This window comes from Aliiroseovarius zhejiangensis (genome assembly GCF_014656375.1).
GTDB lineage: Bacteria > Pseudomonadota > Alphaproteobacteria > Rhodobacterales > Rhodobacteraceae > Aliiroseovarius > Aliiroseovarius zhejiangensis.
Map to the genome: position 1 here is coordinate 188,007 of NZ_BNCH01000003.1, position 19,540 is coordinate 207,546.

A 19,540-nucleotide genomic window follows, 5' to 3' on the forward strand; every position below is an offset into this window, starting at 1 on the left:
GGTCCTCCGGTCAAGGGAAGCGGGTCAGGGCGTCGGCAAAGACCGGCGCGTCGACATTGCCGCCGGACACGACGACAATCACGGTGTCACCGTCGATCTGGTCAGCGTGATACAGGGCAGCGGCCAGCGCCACCGCACCACCGGGTTCAACGACGATTTTTAGGTGGTTGAAGGCCGCGGTCATGGTGCGCAGGCAATCGTCGTCTGGCACCGGCAAACCCGGCCCGCAAAGGCGCTTCAGAATGGGAAAGGTCAGTTCGCCCGGTGATGGGGTGATGATGGCATCGCAAATCGACCCCGACAGGCGCGGGTTGCGTTCGATCTGCCCCGAGACGAGCGAGCGGGCCACATCGTCAAACCCCTCCGGCTCGACCGGGTGCACGCGAAAGTCGGGTGCGTCAGCCTCCAGCGCCAGCGCGATGCCCGACGTCAGCCCGCCACCACCGCAGGGAACCAGAACCCGAGCGTCCGCGATCCCCATTGCGCGGGCTTGTTCGGCAACCTCAAGCCCAACCGTGCCTTGGCCGGCGATCACGTCGGGATTGTCAAACGGTTTGATCAGGGTCAGCTTGCGATCATTGGCCAGTCGCGCGCCGATCTTATCCCGATCCTCGGTCGCGCGATCATAGAGGATCACCTCACCCCCCAGCGTGCGGGTGTTGTCGATTTTCTGGCGCGGGGCGTCTGAGGGCATGACAATCACCGACGGCGCACCGATCGCCTTGGCCGCCATCGCAACCCCTTGAGCATGGTTCCCGGATGAAAAGGCAATGACACCCTGTTTGCGCTGCACGTCGCTCAGTTTCGAGACCGCATTCCAAGCGCCACGAAACTTGAAACTCCCGGTGTGCTGCAGACATTCAGGTTTCACGATGACCCGCTTGCCGGCGATCTCGTCCAAAAACGACGAAGAAAGCAAAGGTGTGCGACGCACATGGCCGTCAAGGCGGGCGTCTGCCGCGCGGATGTCGTCGATATTCAACGAAGGTCCTCCAACCAGTCGTGGATCGTCTCAAGCGCCTCGGGTTCGTCCAGAAACGGAACATGCCCACGATCTGTCACGCGGGCATAGCGCATGTCGGGAATACGGCGCCGCATCTCGGCGACCGTGTTATCAGTCAGAATATCCGAGTTCTCGCCGTGGATCAGCGCCACGGGCAGGCCCTGCAACGCATCAAAAAACGGCCACAAGTCCGGTGCAGGTTGCGCCCCAGCCTCCAGCAAAGCGTCGCGCAGGGCCGGGTCATAGCGGTTCTTCAACCCGGTTTCCGTTTGCGAATACAGATGGCGTACTTCCGCCTCCCACCGCTCCATGGCGACATTGCGAAAACCCAGCTCTGCCATGATCTCGGCCCGCATCGCGGCAGCATCCTTGTAGAACCTTGCCGTTGGCTTGCGCCCCACGAATCCCTTTATGTAATCCAGCCCCCGCGGATCGATCACGGGTCCGATATCGTTCAGACATGCGCCCAGCAGCCGGTCTTTCGCGGTGGCGGCGATCCCCATCGCAATCAATCCGCCGCGCGAGGTGCCAAGGATCGCGGCCTGATCAATCCCCAGATGATCCAGCAGCATCAATGCGTCATCGGCCTCTTGCGGCACGGTATAGGTCTGATGCGGCCCCCAGTCCGACGCGCCACGCCCGCGATAATCCATGCGGATCAGGCGCACCCCCGACAGATGCGGCGCCACGAAGTTGAAATCGTCCGAATTGCGGGTCAGTCCGGCCAGCGCCAGAACCGGCAGGCCTTCGCCTTCATCCCGATAGGCCAGTGTCAGGCCATCACGCGCGATAAAGTTCTCCATTCCAGTTCCCCGTCGTTACCCGTTTTTGCCAGTAAGCACCGGTTGGGGAAGGGGTGCAAGCAGAAGGCATGGGGGCCAATAAACCAGAACACCCGCCGAAGATGGCGGGTGTTCTGCAGACTGGTACTCGGTGCCTTTGTCAGAGGTTTTCCGGCTGCGGCATTCCAAGCACGTGGAAGCCGCAATCGACGGTGATGATCTCGCCCGTGGTGCAGGCACCATAGTCAGAGGCCAGATACACAGCCGTGCCGCCGATGCTTTCCAGTGTGGCGTTCTGGCGCAGGGGGGCGTTTGCCTCGGTGTGGCGGAAAGTCTTGCGCGCCCCGCCAATCGCCGCGCCTGCCAGCGTTTTCATCGGGCCGGGCGAAATCGCGTTCACGCGGATACCATCGGGGCCAAGGTCGTTCGCCAGATACCGCACCGACGCCTCCAGCGCCGCCTTGGCCACGCCCATGACGTTATAGAAGGGCGTCACCCGGTTCGACCCGCCATAGGTCATGGTCAGGATGGTGCCACCATCCGTCATCTTGGGTGCGACGCGACGCGCAACCTCGATCAGCGAATAGCAACTGATATCCATCGAGTTCTTGAAGTTCGCGCGACTGGTGTCGACAAAGCGGCCCGTCAACTCGTTCTTGTCGGAATAGGCAACGGCGTGCACCAGAAAGTCGATGCTGTCCCACTCGGACCAAAGCGCGTCAAAGCCCTTGTCCAGCGCATCATCGTTCGTCACGTCCATATCCACCAGAAGGTCCGACCCGACCGATGCGGCAAGCGGTTGCACCCGCTGTCCGAACGCCTCGCCCTGGTACGAGAACGCAAGTTCCGCCCCTTCGTTCGCCATTGCCTGTGCAATGCCCCATGCGATGGACCGGTTGTTGGCAACCCCCATGATGAGGCCACGTTTTCCTTGCATCAGCCCTGCCATGTCAGTTCCTCGGTCTTGTTTTAAACATCAGTCGCGGTATTTGCTCAGAAGCATCGAGCCATTGGTCCCGCCGAACCCGAAACTGTTGGTCATCACCGTATCAAGCCGCGCGTTTTCAACCAGTTCGGTGGCGATCTCGCCGGGGTTGATGGCCGGGTCCAACGTCTCGATGTTGATCGAAGGCGTGATGAAATCATGTTCCAGCATCAACAGGCAATAGACAGCCTCCTGCGCGCCGGTCGCGCCCTGGCTGTGCCCCGTCATCGACTTGGTCGAACTGATCGGCGGGGTCGTACCCTCGCCAAACACACGGCGCACGGCTTCCACTTCTCCGACATCCCCGACAGGGGTCGAGGTGCCATGCGCGTTGATATATCCCACTTTTCGACCATCGGGCAGCATATCCAGCGCCAGTCGCATCGCACGCTCGCCACCTTCCCCCGACGGGGCCACCATGTCGTGACCGTCCGAGGTCGCGCCATAACCGGTGACTTCTGCATAGATTTTCGCCCCGCGCGCCTTGGCGTGGTCGAGATCCTCAAGCACCAGAATGGCGCCGCCGCCGCCGATCACGAACCCGTCGCGATCCGCGTCAAACGCACGCGAGGCTTTTTCGGGCGTATCATTGTATTTCGACGACATCGCGCCCATCGCGTCGAACAGGCAAGACAACGTCCAGTCCAGCTCTTCACCACCGCCGGCAAACATCACGTCCTGCTTGCCCATCATGATCTGCTCGGCCGCGTTGCCGATGCAATGCAGGCTGGTTGAACAGGCTGACGTGATCGAATAGTTGATGCCCTTGATCTTGAACGCGGTCGCAAGGTTCGCGGAAATCGTCGATCCCATGCATTTCGGCACCGCAAACGGGCCAATCCGCTTGGTCCCGCCGGTTTTCAGCGCGGTCTGGTGGGCGGCAAACATCGCGCTGGTCGACGGCCCGCCGGAACCGGCCACCAACCCGGTGCGAGGGTTCACGACGTCATCTTCGCTTAACCCGGCATCGGCAATCGCCTGAGTCATTGCGATATGGGCATAGGCCGCACCCGGCCCCATGAAACGCAGCGTGCGCTTGTCCACATGTTCGGTGATGTCGATATCGGGCATGCCGGCGATCTGACTGCGGAAGCCGTGTTCGACCATATCCGCGTTCGCGGTGATGCCGGATCTGCCAGCCTTGAGCGAGGCCAAAACCTCGTCCTTGTTGTTCCCGATGGCCGAGACAATGCCCAGACCGGTAACGACCACACGACGCATATGCGCACTCCTTCACGTGTCGGTGACGGGTCGCGCCCGACACCGGAAATCCTTTTGCCCTGTCAGCTTTCGGACAGGGCCACTTTCATGTCCTTGACCTGATAGATCACTTCGCCATCCGCTTCCACAATCCCGTCGGCAACCCCCATGGTCAGCCGCCGGGTCTGGATCGCCTTGGTGAAATCGATCTTGTAGGTCAGCATCTTGCGATCCGGGCGCACCATTCCGGTCAGTTTGACCTCGCCCACACCCAACGCATACCCGCGCCCCTGCCAGCCGCGCCAGCCCAGATTGAACCCGGTCAACTGCCACAAACCATCCAGACCCAGACAGCCGGGCATGATCGGGTTGCCGGGAAAATGGCAGTCGAAGAACCAAAGATCGGGGGTTATGTCGAACTCGGCCAGAACATGACCCTTGCCATGCGCCCCGCCATCGCCGGAAATATCCGTGATGCGGTCCATCATCAGCATGGGCGGGGCGGGAAGCTGCGCGTTGCCGGGGCCGAACAACTCGCCCCGCGCACATTTCAAAAGATCGTCCTTGTCGAAACTCGTCGGATAATCCGCCATTCCCCGCGCCCCATATCTTGTGTATGCCTTCCCTTCACCCTCTATCACCCGGCCCAAGCCGGACGCAAGGGCGGGTACACACCCGCACATGCTGATGCGCGACCGCAGGGCAACAGTCCGGGCCAGCGGCCCCCTCACGATCCCGACCAGAAATTATTGGCACTTTGGCATATCAGCCCTTATATTTGATAACGACCTACGATCACAGCGGACAAGACACCCGACCGATGGACCACAACAGCGACACGACAGAGGCAACATGGCTGGCAAGCGCGGGGTTGCGCCCGACGCGCCAACGGCTCGCCCTGGCGCATCTTCTGATCGGAGACGGCCAGCACCGCCACGTGACGGCAGAAAGCCTGTACGAAGCATCGCGCGACAGCGATGAACAGGTGTCGCTGGCCACCGTCTATAACACATTGCGGGTGTTTTCAGACGCGGGGCTTCTGCGAGAAATCACCGTCAACGGCGCGCGCAGCTATTTTGATACCAACGTCACCAACCACCCGCATTTCTTCTGGGAAGACACCGAAGAGCTGATGGACGCCCCGGACGAGGACCTTAAAATCGCACAGCTTCCCAAAGCCCCTGCCGGTACCGAAATCGCAAAAGTCGACGTCGTGATCCGGCTGCGCCGCAAATAACGCCCCCCCGTTTCTTCTGGCCAAAAATATCCTGGGGGAGGGCGAAAGCCGCTCGGCTTTCGCACGGGGGCAACGCCCCCTGGACGCGCGCAGCCCGCGCGCCCACATCGTTCAGATAAGCTCAGGCAACGCTGACCACTTCAAAATCAAAGATCAGCGTCTTGCCCGCCAGCGCATGGTTGGCATCCAGTGTCACACTGTCGTCGGTCAGTTCGGTTACCGTCACCGGGATGGGCTGGCCCTGCTGGCCGGTCATCTGAAGCTGCAGACCCACTTCAAGAGGGATCTCGGCCGGAATGTCGCCCCGTGGCACCTCCAGAAGCGCTTCGTCCTGACGTGGGCCATAGGCTTCTTCCGGGGCGATGGTGACTTGTTTCTTTTCGCCGACGCTCATACCGGGCAGGGCTTTGTCCAGACCCGGAATGATCATACCGGACCCCACGGTGAACTCCAACGGATCGCGCCCTTGCGAGCTGTCGAACACGGTGCCGTCCTCCAGGGTGCCGGTGTAATGAATGCGCACGGTTGCGCCGGATGTGACTTCGGTCATGAATGCCTCGTGATGTAAGGGGATTGATGGACAAGGCCGCTGGCTCAGCGGGTGCTTGTATGATGCCCCGACCCTAAAGGTTCATGTCGGAATGTAAAGGGACGGCCCCGGATGGCCTAGAACCACTGCCCGGGCTCCATCAGGCCAAGGTCCAGCAATTGTTGCGAGTTCCAGTCGAAGCGGGTCGAGTTGTGCCACTTGAACGTGGGGATGTCGAAGGTGGACCCGGCGTTTGATTTCAATGCCTTGGCGGTGCGGAAACTGGCAATCGCAACGGTGATGTTGTTGTGCCAGGGACAGGCATAGGTGTTGTATTCTTCATCGCTGAATGTGTGGTCAGGGCGCAGCTTCAACCCTTTCTTCGCGCGGAAGATCGAGATTCGGTCGATCTTGCGCCGGGCCGGGGGAATGTGCTCTTCGAACCGCCACCGCAGCCCGCCGAAGAAATCCAATTGCCGCTCGCGCGGGTTTCCGTCGTCGTCCGGTCGACCCAGCGCGTAATAGCCCGACTTGTCCAGAAACGCATGATCCAGCGCCACGGCGTTTGGGTGCTGCGATAGATCATCCGCATACAGGTCCACGACATAGGTCAGCACCGCATCGCGCCGTTCTTCGGTGTGAAAGGCCAGCAACTCTCCGATCGACCGGGTTTCGCAGAACGGATGGAACAGGTATTCGGCGTTGAAGCAGTAATAAAGCCAGGTGCCGGGCGCGGCGTCGATGATCTTGTTGACCGCATGTTCCACCGCCCCATCACGGGCGACGGCATAGGGGATCCGATGGATCGTATCTTCGACGGCTTCGGGCAGATCTAACATGTCGGGCGCAAACACCAGAATCTCGGCAAAGCCGGCCTTCTGATGGTGGGCGATGGTGCTTTCCACCTCGACCAGATCTTCGGCAAAGATCATCGCCACCGGCCCTTTGGCCAGTGCCTTGTCCCCGGTGCGCAGGAAATCTGTCAGGCCTTGATACCGCATCGGTCCCTTTCTCTTGCCGCAGGATTCTGTGGCATCCGGGTTAAAATGCTATGAAATCAAGGTGTTTTGCAAGCGTTGCGGGGGGCGTGGCTTTGCTATAGGAAACGGGGCCTGATCCACCGCCCTATCCAGCAGGAACTGCGCGTCATGTCCGACCCGAAAAAGCTCTTCATTCGCACCTATGGTTGCCAGATGAATGTCTATGACAGCGAACGTATGGCCGAGGCGCTGGGCGCGGATGGTTACGTGGCAACGGACACGCCGGACGACGCGGACATGATCCTTCTGAACACCTGCCATATCCGCGAAAAAGCCGCCGAGAAAGTGTATTCCGAGCTTGGGCGGTTCAAAGGTCTGAAGGCGGACAACCCCGATCTAAAAATCGGTGTTGCCGGTTGTGTGGCACAGGCCGAGGGCGAGGAAATCATGCGCCGCCAACCGCTGGTCGATCTGGTGGTCGGCCCGCAGACCTATCACCGTCTGCCGCAGATGATGGAGCAGGTGGCGAAGGGTGAAAAGGCGCTCGACACCGATTTCCCGGAAGAAGACAAGTTTGAACACCTGCCCGTGCGGCATGGTGCCAAGAAAGCCGCGCGCAACCCGTCGGCGTTTCTGACCGTGCAGGAAGGCTGCGACAAGTTCTGCGCCTTCTGCGTCGTGCCCTATACCCGCGGGGCCGAGGTCAGCCGCCCGGTCGACCGCATCCTGAATGAGGCCCGTGATCTGGTGGAACGGGGCGTGCGTGAAATCACGCTTTTGGGCCAGAACGTCAATGCCTATCACGGCGCAGGCGAGGGGGGCGATTGGTCGCTGGCCCGGCTGATCTGGGCGTTGGACAAGATCGACGGGTTGGAGCGTATCCGCTTCACCACCTCGCACCCCAACGACATGAGTGATGACCTGATCGAGGCACATGGAACCTGCGCGAAACTGATGCCGTATCTGCATCTGCCGGTGCAATCCGGGTCCGACAAGATCCTGAAGCGGATGAACCGCAGCCATACCGCCGACAGCTATCTGCGCCTGATCGAACGGATCCGCGAAGCGCGGCCCGATATTCTGTTGTCAGGCGACTTTATCGTGGGCTTCCCGGAAGAGGACGATCAGGATTTCGAAGACACGATGGCCCTGATCCGCGAGGTGAAGTATGGGCAGGCCTACAGCTTCAAATATTCGACCCGTCCCGGCACGCCAGCCGCCGAACGCGCACTGGTGGATGACGCGGTGGCGACCGACCGTCTGCATCGCCTGCAAGCCCTGATCACCGAACAGCAGCGCGCGATCCAGCAAAGAATGGTCGGAAAAGAGGTCGGCGTCCTGTTTGAAAAGGCGGGCCGGCTTGAGGGGCAGATGGTTGGCAAATCCGATCATCTGCATGCCGTGCACGTCCATGCCCCGGACGGGCAGGTGGGCGATCTGCGGCGGGTGCGCATTGTGGACAGTGCCCCGAACTCGCTGGCGGGCGAGTTGGTCGGGTAGGGCGCGGCCCCGTCATGTCGAATTTGTGAAGATTTCCAATGGGGGCTTGCGCCCGCCCTCTGCACTTGGCACCATCACACAATAGGATCTGACCAGGAGACCCCGTATTGGGATTTGAAAACCTGACCGCTGCCCCCGACGCGTCATCCGCAGAAGAGGCGCTGCTTGAATTTCCCGACAACCGCCTGTTGATCGACCTGTGCGGTGAGTTTGACAAGAACCTGACCCATATCGAAAGCCATCTGGGCGTGCAGATCGTGCGGCGCGGCAACCAGCTTGCGGTGTTCGGCGAGGCGAGCGCACGCACCAAGGCGGTCGAAGTCTTGCAGGCCCTGTATCAGCGGCTGGAAAGCGGCAAGGGAATCGAGGCGGGCGATATTGACGCCGAGATTCGCATGGGCGGCTCGGACGAAGGGACCGGCACCCGCGACGGCGACCAGATGGAGATGTTCAAGGGCGGCGCGGTCGAGATCAAGACCCGTAAGAAAACCATCGAACCCCGCACCGAAGCGCAGAAGAGCTATGTGCAGAACCTGTTTCAGAACGAACTGGCCTTCGGCATCGGCCCGGCGGGCACCGGCAAGACCTATCTGGCCGTTGCGGTTGGTGTGAACATGTTTCTGGGCGGACATGTGGATCGCCTGATCCTCAGCCGTCCGGCGGTCGAGGCGGGCGAGAAGCTGGGCTATCTGCCCGGCGACATGAAGGACAAGGTCGATCCCTACATGCAGCCGCTTTACGACGCGCTGAATGATTTTCTGCCCGGCAAGCAGGTCGCCAAGCTGATCGAGGAAAAGCGGATCGAAATTGCGCCTCTGGCCTTCATGCGCGGGCGTACCCTGGCCAATGCATTTGTCGTGCTGGACGAAGCCCAGAACGCCACCACAATGCAGATGAAGATGTTCCTGACACGCCTGGGCGAGGGCTCGCGCATGGTGATCACCGGCGACCGGTCACAGGTCGACCTGCCGCGTGGCGTGGACAGCGGGTTGCGCGATGCCGAAGGGTTGCTGAAGGGGATCGACCAGATCGCATTCAACTATTTCACCTCGAAAGACGTGGTGCGCCACCCGCTCGTCGCCAAGATCATCGAGGCGTATGACGACGCGGCACAAAAGGCGATGGTTCGAAAGGCAGAGCGCGACCGGCGCGACCCGTGACATGATTGTGGAGGTGATCGTCGAAGATGACCGCTGGGAAGCCGTGGGGCTTGAGGCTCTGGCAGAACAGGCGGCACAGGCCGTGGCCGATCACCTGTCCCTGACTCCGCCCGATGCGACCCCGTTCGAGGTCAGCCTGCTGGCCTGCGATGATGCACGGATCGCGGCGCTGAACGGAGATTTTCGTGACAAGCCGATGCCGACCAACGTGCTGTCATGGCCGTCTGAAGATCGCGCCGCTGGACAACCGGGCGCCGTGCCCCATCCGCCCATGGATCCGGAACTGGGCGATATTGCCATCGCCTATGAAACCTGCACGCGCGAAGCGGCCGCGCAGGGCAAGCAATTCCCCGCGCATGTAAGCCATTTATTGGTGCATGGCATATTGCATCTGTTGGGTTATGATCACATAGACGACAAAGATGCAGCCCTGATGGAGGGGCTGGAGGTTGAAATTCTTGGCAAGATGAGCATTTCAGACCCATATGAAGACTAAGCGGCGCAATTGAGCGCGATTGTGGAAAAGGAAAGATGGGCGACACCGAAGACGGTTCTTCTGACGCAGCGCAAAGCGCGCCAAGTGAAACCGAAAACAGCAGGACCGGGTTTTTCGGTCGTATCGTCGGGGCACTCAGCCCGACGGATGCAGAAAGCGAACCCCCTCAGAACACTCAGACGGTCACCAACGGCGTGACCCCGTTTGTCACGCCGGGCATGATGAACCTGCGCCGTATGCGGGTCGAAGATGTCATGGTGCCCAAGGCCGAAATCGTGTCGGCCCCTGTCGATATCGAAAAGGATGAACTGGTCGCTTTGTTTCGCGAAAGCGGCCTGACCCGGGTGCCGGTGTTTGACGGCACGCTGGACACGCCCATCGGACTGGTACACCTGAAAGACCTTGCGCTGAATTACGGCTTCAACGGGCAGACGGGCGTCAAGATGCCCGCCTTTTCGCTGCACAAGCTGTTGCGCCCGCTGCTCTACGCGCCGCCGTCGATGCCCATCGGGGTGCTTTTGCAGAAGATGCAGACCGACCGTATCCACATGGCGCTGGTCATTGATGAATATGGCGGCGTGGACGGGCTTGTGACCATCGAAGACCTGATCGAACAGGTGCTGGGCGAGATCGAGGACGAACACGACCTTGAAGAGGGCGCCTTGTGGATCGAGGAAAAGCCCGGCTGTTATCTGGCGGAAGCCAAGACGCCGCTGGACGAGTTCGAGGCCGAGATCGGCATAGGCCTGTGTGGCAACGACATCGACGACGAAGAAGTCGACACGCTGGGTGGACTGGTCTTTGTGTTGTCCGGCCATGTGCCCGCGCGTGGCGAAGTGATCGCCCATCCCGCCGGGCCCGAGATCGAAGTCGTCGACGCCGATCCGCGCCGGATCAAACGACTGCGGGTGCGGGTGCCGTCAAAACCTGATGACTGATCGCCCCCGTCTGGCAGGTGTTCGGGCGGTGCTGGCGTCGGCTGCCCTTGGGGCTGTGGCGTCCCTTGGTCACGCGCCCGTCAGTTGGCCTGCCTTCACTCTGATCGGACTGGCGGCAGGGATATTCCTGATCCTGCGCAGTATGTCCCCGTTGCAGGCGGGTTGGCGGGCCTGGGGGCTTGCGGCCGGTTATTTTGGCGTCACGCTGTCCTGGTTGGTCGAGCCGTTCTTCGTTGATGCCGCGCGGCATGGCTGGATGGCACCCTTTGCACTGTTCTTCATGGCAGCCGGCCTTGCGCTGCTGTGGGGCGGAGCAGTTGCCCTGGCGCATCGCATATCTGCCCCCTCGCTTCGCTGGCTGTCCGTGGCCTTTGCCCTGACCGGGGCCGAGGTGATCCGCGGCTGGATTTTCACCGGGTTTCCGTGGGGCAGTCCGGGGCATGTCTGGATCGACACACCTTATGCGCAGCTTGCCGCCTACATCGGCGCCAGCGGATTGGGGGCGCTGACCTTCCTGATGGCCGCGTTGTTGGCGCAGATCGCAGTGCCGGGGCAGTTCGCGCGCGTGCGCCTGTTGCTTGCGGCGCTGGGCGCGGTCAGCGCGGTTGGCGGGTTCGTCGCGGGGCAAGCATTGGAAAACGAACCCCTGCCCGATGATCGGGACGTCACATTGCGCCTCGTGCAACCCAACGCGCCGCAGCACCTGAAATGGCATCGCGACCACGCTTATGATTTCGTGCGCCGCCAGATCGACCTGACCGCCGCCACCCCAAGCCCCGGTCAACCCCGCCCGGACCTTGTGATCTGGCCGGAAACCGCCGTGCCAACCTTGCTGGATTGGACCGATGACCTGCGCCCTGCCATGGCCGAGGCCGCACAGGGTGCCCCGGTTCTGTTCGGCGTGCAGCGCGGCGACGCGATGCAGTATTATAACAGCCTTGCCCTGATTGGCCCCGATGGAGCGGTGCAAGCGAGCTATGACAAGCACCATCTGGTGCCCTTCGGCGAGTATATACCGCTCGGGGATTGGCTGGACGAGTTCGGGATCAGTGCCTTCGCCGCACGCGCCGGAAATGGCTACTCCGCCGGACCGGGAGCGCGGCTCATGGACACAGGGGTGGCGGGCAACGTCCTTCCCCTGATCTGTTACGAAGCGATCTTTCCGCGCGACATTCGCGCCGCGCCCCGCCGCGCGGATTGGATCCTGCATGCCACCAACGATGCGTGGTTCGGTGATTACTCGATGCCCTTTCAGCACCTCGCCCAGGCGCGGTTTCGCGCGATCGAGTTCGGCCTGCCGGTGATCCGGGTCGCCAACACAGGCATTTCGGCGGTGATTGATGCAAGGGGTCAACTGCGCGATGCTCTGGCGCTGGGCCGCGCGGGCTTTCTGGATGCGTCCTTGCCCGGTGCAGCCCCACCCACGCCTTATTCCCGCCACGGAGACCTGCCATTGACCGTGCTGATCACTGTTGCCCTGTTCGGCCTGTTGGCCCGACGCGTCACAAAAGCGCGTTGACCACGGTCGGATTGCCATGTAACGCCAAGACAAATCCCGCCACAACGGCTTCCTGACGTGGTGTGGGCTTAACCATCGGAGCACTTTTCATGACACGAATGACACGCAAGAGCCACGTATTCACCTCGGAATCCGTTTCCGAAGGGCATCCTGACAAGGTCTGCGACCGCATCTCGGACGCCATCCTCGACGCATTCCTGGCCGAAGATCCGCAAGCTCGCGTGGCCTGCGAAACCTTCGCCACCACCGACCGTGTTGTGATCGGCGGCGAGGTCCGCGGCCCGGCCACCGTCATCCAGCGTGTCGAAGACATCGCCCGCGAATGTGTGCGCGATATCGGCTATGAACAGGAAGGGTTCCACTGGGCGAACCTGAATGTCGACAGCTTCCTGCACGCGCAATCAGCCGACATTGCCCAGGGCGTCGATGCGGCCCAGAACAAGGATGAAGGGGCTGGCGATCAGGGGATCATGTTCGGCTATGCGACCATCGAGACCGAGGCGCTGATGCCCGCGCCCCTGCAATACAGCCATGCGATCCTACGGCGCCTGGCCGAACTGCGCAAGGACGGCACCGAAGGCTGGATGGGCCCGGATGCCAAATCCCAGCTGTCCGTGCGCTATGAAAACGACCTGCCGGTCGAGGTGACGTCGCTGGTTCTGTCAACCCAGCACCTGGATGCCTCGATGACGCCGGATGACGTGCGCGAACGCGTGGCGCCCTATATCCGCGACGTGCTGCCCGATGGCTGGCTGACCGATGAAACCGTCTGGCACGTGAACCCGACAGGCAAATTCGTGATCGGCGGACCCGATGGCGATGCCGGCCTGACCGGGCGCAAGATCATCGTCGACACCTATGGCGGGGCGGCCCCACATGGCGGTGGGGCGTTTTCCGGCAAGGATCCGACCAAGGTGGACCGCTCGGCCGCCTATGTCGCGCGTTACCTGGCCAAGAACATCGTCGCCGCCGGGATGGCGAAACGCTGCACGCTGCAATTGTCCTATGCCATCGGTGTGGCCCACCCGTTGTCCATCCTCGTCGACACCCACCGCACCGGAGAGGTCGAGGAAACAGCAATCGAATCCGCCATCGGCAAGGTGATGGACCTGACGCCGCGCGGCATCCGCGAACATCTGGGGCTGAACAAACCCATCTATGAACGCACCGCCGCCTATGGCCATTTCGGCCGCGCCCCGGATGCAGATGGCGGGTTCAGCTGGGAAAAAACCGATCTGGTCGACGCGCTGCAGAACGCGCTCTGACCCGGTGACATTAGGTTATGACCAACAAAGGGCGGCCCGTCACTTGACGCGGCCGCCCTTTGCACGGCATAGGCGCGCCCATGACACAAGATGATCCAACCAAATCCAAGCACCAATCAGGCGCACCTTGGCGCAATTTTTATGGCCGGCTGAAGGGCAAGGGACTGCGCAGCAGTCAGCAGGAATACCTGGATGAAGACCTCAAGGCACTCAGCCCCGGAGCGGTGGATTGGGACACGAATCCCGACCGCATTCCGCTTGACCTGAACGCTCTGTTCGGTGGCAAACCGGTCTGGCTGGAAACCGGCTTTGGTGGCGGCGAACACATGGTCCACCAGGCCGCACGGAACCCGCAAGTCGGTATCATCGGATGTGAACCTTACATCAACGGCGTCGCCATGCTCCTGGGCAAGATCCGCAAGGCAGGATGCCAGAACATCGCGGTGCATCCCGGCGATGTGCGCGACCTGTTTGATGTGCTGCCGGATGAAAGCGTCGACAAAGCCTTCCTGCTCTACCCTGACCCCTGGCCCAAGAAACGACACCACCGGCGCCGCTTCGTTACACCGGAATACCTCGACCCTTTTCACCGTGTCCTGAAACCGGGGGCTGAGTTCCGCGTCGCCACAGACATCCCGGACTATGTGCGCCAGACGCTCGAAGAAGTCCCGCGCGCGGGCTTTGAATGGTTGGGGGAACGTCCCGCCGATTGGCGCACAGCATGGGACGACTGGATCTCGACGCGTTATGAACAGAAAGCCCTGCGCGAAGGCCGCACCCCCCATTACCTGACCTTCCGGCGCCTCTGACGCGCCCCGCCGGTTTCTTCTGGCCAAAAATATCCTGGGGTGAGGCCGCAGGCCGAGGGGCAACGCCCCTTTCGCTCTGGCCTCACCCAGATGACTGCGCTATCAGCTTTTCAAGACGACAGGAGAAGACGCATGTCCGCACACGGCCCCGCCATCCCCATGACTTCGCGCAAATGTGGCCCGCTGAAAGGCGAGGCCCGTGTGCCCGGTGACAAGTCGATCAGCCACCGATCGCTGATCCTGGGCGCCATGGCGGTGGGTGAAACCCACATCACAGGGTTGCTGGAAGGCGAAGACGTATTGGGCACCGCAGATGCGATGCGAGCGTTCGGGGCCGAGGTGGAGCGACTGGGCGACGGCGAATGGCGGGTGAACGGCGTGGGTGTCGGCGGCTTTGCCGAACCTGAAGACGTGATCGACTGCGGCAATGCCGGCACCGGCGTGCGCCTGATTATGGGGGCCATGGCGACCCAACCGATCACGGCGACCTTTACCGGCGATGCCTCCTTGCGTGCGCGCCCGATGGGGCGCGTCACCGATCCGCTCGCCCTGTTCGGGGCGCAAAGCTATGGGCGCGATGGGGGTCGCTTGCCGATGACCATCGTCGGCGCGCGCGAACCGGTTGCGGTGCGTTACACCACCCCCATGGCGTCCGCGCAGGTGAAATCGGCCGTGCTGCTGGCCGGTCTCAACGTGCCCGGTAAGACCGTGGTGATCGAAAAGGAAGCCACCCGCGATCATACCGAGCGTATGCTGACAGGCTTTGGGGCCGACATCACGGTTGATGAGACCGATGAGGGCCGCGTGATCACCCTGACCGGACAGCCCGAACTGCAACCGCAAACCATCGTGGTGCCGCGCGATCCAAGCTCAGCCGCCTTCCCGGTCTGTGCGGCGCTGATCGTGCCGGGATCGGATGTGCTGGTGCCGAATATCGGCCTGAATCCGACCCGGGCCGGTCTGTTCTACACCCTGAAAGAGATGGGCGCCGACCTGACGTTTGAAAACGAACGGACCGAAGGGGGCGAACCCGTCGCCGACCTGCGCGCGCGCTATTCGCCCGATATGAAAGGCATCGTGGTGCCACCGGAGCGGGCGGCCAGCATGATCGACGAATACCCGATCCTGTCCGTCGTCGCGGCCTTCGCCGCCGGCACCACAAACATGCCGGGCGTGCATGAATTGCGCGTGAAGGAAAGCGATCGGATCGACGCCATGGCCAAAGGTCTGCGCGCTGCAGGTGTGACAGTCGACGAAGGCGATGATTGGTGGGCGGTCGACGGATTGGGCCCCCAGGGTGTGCAGGGCGGAGCCACCGTGGCCACGGTGCTGGATCACCGCATCGCGATGAGCTTTGCCTGTCTCGGCATGGCGTCGCAGAAACCCATCCACCTTGACGATGGCGGCCCCATCGCCACCAGCTTTCCGGTGTTTGAACCGCTGATGGCGGCACTGGGGGCGCAACTGGTCAGGACGAACTCATGACCCGGTTTACAGTTGCGATTGATGGTCCGGCTGCGGCGGGCAAGGGCACGATCTCGAAGGCCGTGGCGGCGCATTTCGGTTTTGCCCATCTTGATACCGGGCTTCTTTACCGCGCGGTGGGGGCGAAGGTGTTGACCGGAGTTGATCCCGTGCGAGCGGCGAAGGCGCTGACCGCTCAGGATCTGGGGGGTGATCTGCGCACCCCAGAAGTGGCGCAAGCTGCCAGTCGCGTGGCGGTGCTGCCTGATGTGCGTGCTGCGCTTGTGACGTTCCAACGCGACTTCGCCTTGCGCGAGGGCGGAGCGGTTCTGGATGGGCGCGACATCGGCACGGTGATCTGCCCTGATGCGCAGGTGAAGCTGTTCGTCACCGCCTCGGCTGCGGTGCGTGCCGAACGGCGCTTTCTCGAACTGCTGGACAAAGGGCTGGACGTGACGCGCGAGGAGGTTCTGGCCGATGTCATCGCCCGCGACACCCGCGACCGAGAACGGGCCGAGGCACCTCTGAAGCCTGCGGATGATGCCGTGGTGATCGACACCAGTGACATGAACATCGAGGATGCCGTAGGTGCCGCCGTCGCACAGGTGCAAAAAGGTTTGGGCCTGACCTGAACCCGCCCCATGTTGTTGTTGGGGAAGGTTAGAACCAGCGGCGGGTCCGCTGCGCATAGTCGCGATACTCCTGGCTGAACGTCTCGTGCAAATACCGTTCTTCTGGCCGGATCATCCAGCGATCCAGCACCAGCATTGCGCAGGTGGCGACAAGCAGGAACCACAGACTGTTCGCGGCAATCGCCATCCCGAAGGCCATCAGGATCGCCCCAAGATAGTTCGGATTGCGCGAAAAGCGGTATGGTCCGTCCGTGACAAGCTGTGTCGTCGGTTCACCCGGCAATGACGGTTGATCCTGTGCCTCCAGCGCAGTTTTCGAGGCCGAGATCAGTTTCAACCCCGCGATGACACCGGCCAGTCCAACCGGGATCAGCAGCCAAAAGGTCAGCGGCACGATACGGGTCGGGATCAGATATTCCGCCAGAATGGCGATCGCGAGGGCAGGGAACATGACCACGTCGCTGATCTTCCATGGATGGGTATGTGCTGATCGGTCGTTCATGTGATGCCGTTGACTTTCAGTTCGGAGGTCGTGTTTGGTTGTAAACTGCGCATCAGTAACAAGGCGCGCACATTCCCTGTCAATCCAGCTTTCCCCTTGCTTTATTGGCAGAATCCCCGTATTTCCCGCCCCTGTCGACAAGGTGAAAACGCCGCGATAGCAGGGATACGAGCAGGGTCGGAGCTACCGGCCCTCTTTGTTTTGTGGCTAACCTGTTGACCAAATTGGACAATCCAAGACCTGCGGAGCCAACCGCACGGCCCGAATAGCACTTGTAAAGGAACAAAACGCATATGTGCGCTAAAGCAACCATGGAGGAATTCGAAGCCCTCCTGAACGAAAGCTTCGAAATGGACACGCCCGAAGAGGGGTCGGTTGTCAAAGGCAAGGTCATCGCCATCGAGGCAGGCCAGGCCATCATCGACGTAGGCTACAAGATGGAAGGCCGCGTCGACGTCAAAGAATTCGCAAACCCCGGTGAAGCCCCCGAAATCGCCGTCGGCGACGAGGTCGAAGTTTACCTGCGCGCGGCTGAGAACGCCCGCGGCGAAGCCGTCATCTCGCGCGAGATGGCCCGCCGCGAAGAAGCATGGGACCGCCTGGAAAAAGCATACGCAGACGACGCACGCGTCGAAGGTGCGATCTTCGGTCGCGTCAAAGGCGGCTTCACCGTCGATCTGGGCGGCGCCGTGGCCTTCCTGCCCGGCAGCCAGGTTGACGTGCGCCCCGTGCGCGACGCAGGCCCGCTAATGGGTCTGAAGCAGCCGTTCCAGATCCTGAAAATGGACCGCCGCCGTGGCAACATCGTTGTGTCGCGTCGTGCCATTCTGGAAGAATCGCGTGCCGAACAGCGTGCCGAGGTCATCGGCAACCTGACCGAAGGCCAAGCAGTTGACGGCGTGGTCAAGAACATCACCGAATACGGTGCGTTCGTTGATCTGGGCGGCGTAGACGGCCTGCTGCACGTCACCGACATGGCATGGCGTCGTGTGAACCACCCGTCGGAAATCCTGTCGATCGGCGAGACCATCAAGGTTCAGGTCATCAAGATCAACAAGGAAACCCACCGCATCTCGCTGGGCATGAAGCAGCTGCAAGACGATCCGTGGGATCTGGTTGCCGGCAAATACCCGCTGGAATCGGTGCACACGGGCCGCGTGACCAACATCACCGACTACGGTGCATTTGTTGAGCTGGAGCCGGGCGTCGAAGGTTTGGTGCACGTGTCGGAAATGTCGTGGACCAAGAAGAACGTCCACCCCGGCAAAATCGTGTCGACCAGCCAGGAAGTCGAAGTCATGGTGCTGGAAATCGACCAGGCGAAACGCCGTGTGTCGCTTGGCCTCAAGCAGACTATGCGCAACCCGTGGGAAGTGTTTGCAGAAACCCACCCCGAGGGCACTGAGGTCGAAGGCGAAGTCAAGAACATCACCGAGTTTGGTCTGTTCATTGGCCTCGACGGCGAGATCGACGGCATGGTTCACCTGTCCGACATCTCGTGGGACGAACGTGGCGAAGACGCGATCCAGAACTTCAAGAAGGGCGATGTTGTCAAAGCTGTCGTTTCCGAAGTGGACACCGACAAAGAGCGTATCTCGCTGTCGATCAAGGCGCTGGACGGCGATCCCTTCGCAGACGCCATTGGCGGCGTGAAGCGTGGGTCGATCATCACTGTTGAAGTGACCTCGATCGAAGATGGCGGCATCGAAGTGGAATATGAAGGCATGAAATCCTTCATCCGCCGCTCGGACCTGTCGCGTGACCGTGCCGAACAGCGCCCCGAGCGGTTCCAGGTTGGTGACAAGATCGACGTTCGCGTGACCAACGTGGACTCGAAATCGCGCCGTCTGGGTCTGTCGATCAAGGCCCGCGAAATCGCCGAAGAAAAAGAGGCTGTTGCACAATACGGATCATCGGATTCGGGTGCATCGCTGGGCGACATCCTGGGCGCAGCCCTGAAGCAGGACAACTAAGTACAGCCTGAAAGAACCTTGAACAGCCCCGTGCCACGCGCGGGGCTGTTTTGCGTCGAATCAAAGGGTTATGCTGCGCTGCAACAATTCGGCACCAAACGGCCCATGGTGATTTGCCGCTGCGGCATCGGCCCGAAAATCCCGAAAAAACTGCCTGTTTCCCGCCAAAATTGCCGGTTCGACGAGGCAATGCTTGTATCACGCGCGGCGGTTTGCTCCTATAATCCGTGACAGAATAAGGATGCAAAATCCATTACATAGCCAGTTGGGGGGACCAGAATGATCCGGTCGGAATTGATCCAGAAGATCGCGGATGAAAACCCGCACCTTTATCAGCGCGATGTCGAACGTATCGTCAACACGATCTTTGAAGAGATTATTGAAGCGATGGCGAAAGGAGACCGGGTTGAACTGCGCGGCTTTGGCGCATTTTCCGTCAAGAAACGGGATGCTCGTATCGGGCGCAATCCCCGCACGGGCGAGTCGGTCGAGGTCGAGGAAAAACACGTCCCGTTCTTCAAAACCGGCAAGCTTCTCAGGGACCGTTTGAACGGCAAATAAGAGGT

General features: G+C 61.3%; 20 protein-coding genes and 1 riboswitch. Of the genes, 12 read left to right on the forward strand and 8 right to left on the reverse strand.

The annotated features are described in order from the left end of the window. Positions 1 to 10: 10 nt before the first annotated feature. The 5 genes from IE188_RS08825 to fabA form a co-directional block, all read right to left on the reverse strand. Positions 11 to 982, reverse strand: a complete 972-nt coding sequence (locus IE188_RS08825; protein ID WP_191286119.1) for a threonine ammonia-lyase — start codon at positions 980 to 982, stop codon at positions 11 to 13. After that, on the reverse strand, positions 979 to 1,806 hold the full coding sequence (locus IE188_RS08830; RefSeq protein WP_191286120.1) for an alpha/beta fold hydrolase: 828 nt from the start codon (positions 1,804 to 1,806) through the stop codon (positions 979 to 981). Before IE188_RS08830 ends, IE188_RS08825 begins: the two co-directional genes overlap by 4 nt. Positions 1,807 to 1,945: 139 nt before the next feature. Next, positions 1,946 to 2,734 (reverse strand): enoyl-ACP reductase FabI, encoded by a 789-nt coding sequence (locus IE188_RS08835; protein WP_191286121.1) that lies wholly within the window; start codon positions 2,732 to 2,734, stop codon positions 1,946 to 1,948. A 27-nt stretch (positions 2,735 to 2,761) separates the two neighbouring features. Then, entirely contained in the window at positions 2,762 to 3,991 is a 1,230-nt protein-coding gene (fabB, locus tag IE188_RS08840; protein WP_191286122.1) for a beta-ketoacyl-ACP synthase I, read from the reverse strand. A 62-nt stretch (positions 3,992 to 4,053) separates the two neighbouring features. Next, entirely contained in the window at positions 4,054 to 4,563 is a 510-nt protein-coding gene (gene fabA / locus IE188_RS08845; RefSeq protein ID WP_191286123.1) for a bifunctional 3-hydroxydecanoyl-ACP dehydratase/trans-2-decenoyl-ACP isomerase, read from the reverse strand. Positions 4,564 to 4,790: 227 nt separating this feature from the next. On the opposite strand from fabA, the gene irrA reads away from it, so the two are divergent. Continuing rightward, the gene (gene irrA / locus IE188_RS08850) at positions 4,791 to 5,207 is read left to right on the forward strand and encodes an iron response transcriptional regulator IrrA (protein ID WP_191286124.1); all 417 of its coding nucleotides are present in this window, start codon (positions 4,791 to 4,793) and stop codon (positions 5,205 to 5,207) included. A 121-nt stretch (positions 5,208 to 5,328) separates the two neighbouring features. Here the strand turns inward: irrA and IE188_RS08855 are convergent, their stop codons facing one another. Continuing rightward, a complete protein-coding gene (locus tag IE188_RS08855) occupies positions 5,329 to 5,757 on the reverse strand; it encodes an FKBP-type peptidyl-prolyl cis-trans isomerase (RefSeq protein ID WP_191286125.1) in 429 nt (142 codons plus the stop codon). Positions 5,758 to 5,873: 116 nt separating this feature from the next. Continuing rightward, positions 5,874 to 6,737 (reverse strand): glycosyltransferase family protein, encoded by an 864-nt coding sequence (locus tag IE188_RS08860; RefSeq protein ID WP_191286126.1) that lies wholly within the window; start codon positions 6,735 to 6,737, stop codon positions 5,874 to 5,876. Between the two features lie 147 nt (positions 6,738 to 6,884). Between IE188_RS08860 and miaB the strand changes: the two genes are divergently transcribed. From miaB to IE188_RS08905, 9 genes are all read left to right on the forward strand, one after another. Continuing rightward, on the forward strand, positions 6,885 to 8,216 hold the full coding sequence (miaB, locus tag IE188_RS08865; protein ID WP_191286127.1) for a tRNA (N6-isopentenyl adenosine(37)-C2)-methylthiotransferase MiaB: 1,332 nt from the start codon (positions 6,885 to 6,887) through the stop codon (positions 8,214 to 8,216). Between the two features lie 107 nt (positions 8,217 to 8,323). Then, the gene (locus tag IE188_RS08870; protein ID WP_191286128.1) at positions 8,324 to 9,376 is read left to right on the forward strand and encodes a PhoH family protein; all 1,053 of its coding nucleotides are present in this window, start codon (positions 8,324 to 8,326) and stop codon (positions 9,374 to 9,376) included. A gap of 1 nt (position 9,377) precedes the next feature. Further along, positions 9,378 to 9,872, forward strand: a complete 495-nt coding sequence (gene ybeY / locus IE188_RS08875) for an rRNA maturation RNase YbeY (RefSeq protein ID WP_191286129.1) — start codon at positions 9,378 to 9,380, stop codon at positions 9,870 to 9,872. A 35-nt stretch (positions 9,873 to 9,907) separates the two neighbouring features. Further along, a complete protein-coding gene (locus IE188_RS08880; protein ID WP_191286130.1) occupies positions 9,908 to 10,810 on the forward strand; it encodes a hemolysin family protein in 903 nt (300 codons plus the stop codon). Beyond that, on the forward strand, positions 10,803 to 12,329 hold the full coding sequence (lnt, locus tag IE188_RS08885) for an apolipoprotein N-acyltransferase (RefSeq protein ID WP_191286131.1): 1,527 nt from the start codon (positions 10,803 to 10,805) through the stop codon (positions 12,327 to 12,329). Before IE188_RS08880 ends, lnt begins: the two co-directional genes overlap by 8 nt. A 33-nt stretch (positions 12,330 to 12,362) precedes the next feature. Then, positions 12,363 to 12,412: riboswitch (SAM-SAH riboswitch) on the forward strand. Between the two features lie 15 nt (positions 12,413 to 12,427). Further along, positions 12,428 to 13,594, forward strand: a complete 1,167-nt coding sequence (metK, locus tag IE188_RS08890) for a methionine adenosyltransferase (protein WP_191286340.1) — start codon at positions 12,428 to 12,430, stop codon at positions 13,592 to 13,594. 80 nt (positions 13,595 to 13,674) lie between these two features. Further along, positions 13,675 to 14,403, forward strand: a complete 729-nt coding sequence (gene trmB / locus IE188_RS08895) for a tRNA (guanine(46)-N(7))-methyltransferase TrmB (protein ID WP_191286132.1) — start codon at positions 13,675 to 13,677, stop codon at positions 14,401 to 14,403. Between the two features lie 132 nt (positions 14,404 to 14,535). Continuing rightward, positions 14,536 to 15,888: a 3-phosphoshikimate 1-carboxyvinyltransferase gene (gene aroA, locus IE188_RS08900; protein ID WP_191286133.1), complete on the forward strand. Its 1,353-nt coding sequence runs from the start codon at positions 14,536 to 14,538 to the stop codon at positions 15,886 to 15,888. Further along, positions 15,885 to 16,499 (forward strand): (d)CMP kinase, encoded by a 615-nt coding sequence (locus tag IE188_RS08905; RefSeq protein WP_191286134.1) that lies wholly within the window; start codon positions 15,885 to 15,887, stop codon positions 16,497 to 16,499. The genes aroA and IE188_RS08905 overlap by 4 nt, the downstream gene beginning before the upstream one ends. 28 nt (positions 16,500 to 16,527) lie before the next feature. On the opposite strand, the gene IE188_RS08910 is transcribed toward IE188_RS08905, so the two are convergent. After that, positions 16,528 to 17,001 (reverse strand): methyltransferase family protein, encoded by a 474-nt coding sequence (locus IE188_RS08910; RefSeq protein WP_191286135.1) that lies wholly within the window; start codon positions 16,999 to 17,001, stop codon positions 16,528 to 16,530. Positions 17,002 to 17,294: 293 nt separating this feature from the next. Here IE188_RS08910 and rpsA point away from each other — a divergent pair, with 293 nt between their 5' ends. After that, positions 17,295 to 18,974, forward strand: a complete 1,680-nt coding sequence (rpsA, locus tag IE188_RS08915; RefSeq protein WP_191286136.1) for a 30S ribosomal protein S1 — start codon at positions 17,295 to 17,297, stop codon at positions 18,972 to 18,974. Positions 18,975 to 19,253: 279 nt separating this feature from the next. After that, the gene (gene ihfB / locus IE188_RS08920) at positions 19,254 to 19,535 is read left to right on the forward strand and encodes an integration host factor subunit beta (RefSeq protein ID WP_091428481.1); all 282 of its coding nucleotides are present in this window, start codon (positions 19,254 to 19,256) and stop codon (positions 19,533 to 19,535) included. Positions 19,536 to 19,540 lie beyond the last annotated feature (5 nt).

Bases quoted from the DNA above. Each gene is read 5' to 3' on its own strand.
- IE188_RS08830 (WP_191286120.1), bottom strand. From the start codon at position 1,806: ATGGAGAACTTTATCGCGCGTGATGGCCTGACACTGGCCTATCGGGAT.
- IE188_RS08835 (WP_191286121.1), bottom strand. From the start codon at position 2,734: ATGGCAGGGCTGATGCAAGGAAAACGTGGCCTCATCATGGGGGTTGCC.
- fabB (WP_191286122.1), bottom strand. From the start codon at position 3,991: ATGCGTCGTGTGGTCGTTACCGGTCTGGGCATTGTCTCGGCCATCGGG.
- fabA (WP_191286123.1), bottom strand. From the start codon at position 4,563: ATGGCGGATTATCCGACGAGTTTCGACAAGGACGATCTTTTGAAATGT.
- irrA (WP_191286124.1), top strand. From the start codon at position 4,791: ATGGACCACAACAGCGACACGACAGAGGCAACATGGCTGGCAAGCGCG.
- IE188_RS08855 (WP_191286125.1), bottom strand. From the start codon at position 5,757: ATGACCGAAGTCACATCCGGCGCAACCGTGCGCATTCATTACACCGGC.
- IE188_RS08860 (WP_191286126.1), bottom strand. From the start codon at position 6,737: ATGCGGTATCAAGGCCTGACAGATTTCCTGCGCACCGGGGACAAGGCA.
- miaB (WP_191286127.1), top strand. From the start codon at position 6,885: ATGTCCGACCCGAAAAAGCTCTTCATTCGCACCTATGGTTGCCAGATG.
- ybeY (WP_191286129.1), top strand. From the start codon at position 9,378: ATGATTGTGGAGGTGATCGTCGAAGATGACCGCTGGGAAGCCGTGGGG.
- IE188_RS08880 (WP_191286130.1), top strand. From the start codon at position 9,908: ATGGGCGACACCGAAGACGGTTCTTCTGACGCAGCGCAAAGCGCGCCA.
- lnt (WP_191286131.1), top strand. From the start codon at position 10,803: ATGACTGATCGCCCCCGTCTGGCAGGTGTTCGGGCGGTGCTGGCGTCG.
- metK (WP_191286340.1), top strand. From the start codon at position 12,428: ATGACACGCAAGAGCCACGTATTCACCTCGGAATCCGTTTCCGAAGGG.
- trmB (WP_191286132.1), top strand. From the start codon at position 13,675: ATGACACAAGATGATCCAACCAAATCCAAGCACCAATCAGGCGCACCT.
- aroA (WP_191286133.1), top strand. From the start codon at position 14,536: ATGTCCGCACACGGCCCCGCCATCCCCATGACTTCGCGCAAATGTGGC.
- IE188_RS08905 (WP_191286134.1), top strand. From the start codon at position 15,885: ATGACCCGGTTTACAGTTGCGATTGATGGTCCGGCTGCGGCGGGCAAG.
- IE188_RS08910 (WP_191286135.1), bottom strand. From the start codon at position 17,001: ATGAACGACCGATCAGCACATACCCATCCATGGAAGATCAGCGACGTG.
- rpsA (WP_191286136.1), top strand. From the start codon at position 17,295: ATGTGCGCTAAAGCAACCATGGAGGAATTCGAAGCCCTCCTGAACGAA.
- ihfB (WP_091428481.1), top strand. From the start codon at position 19,254: ATGATCCGGTCGGAATTGATCCAGAAGATCGCGGATGAAAACCCGCAC.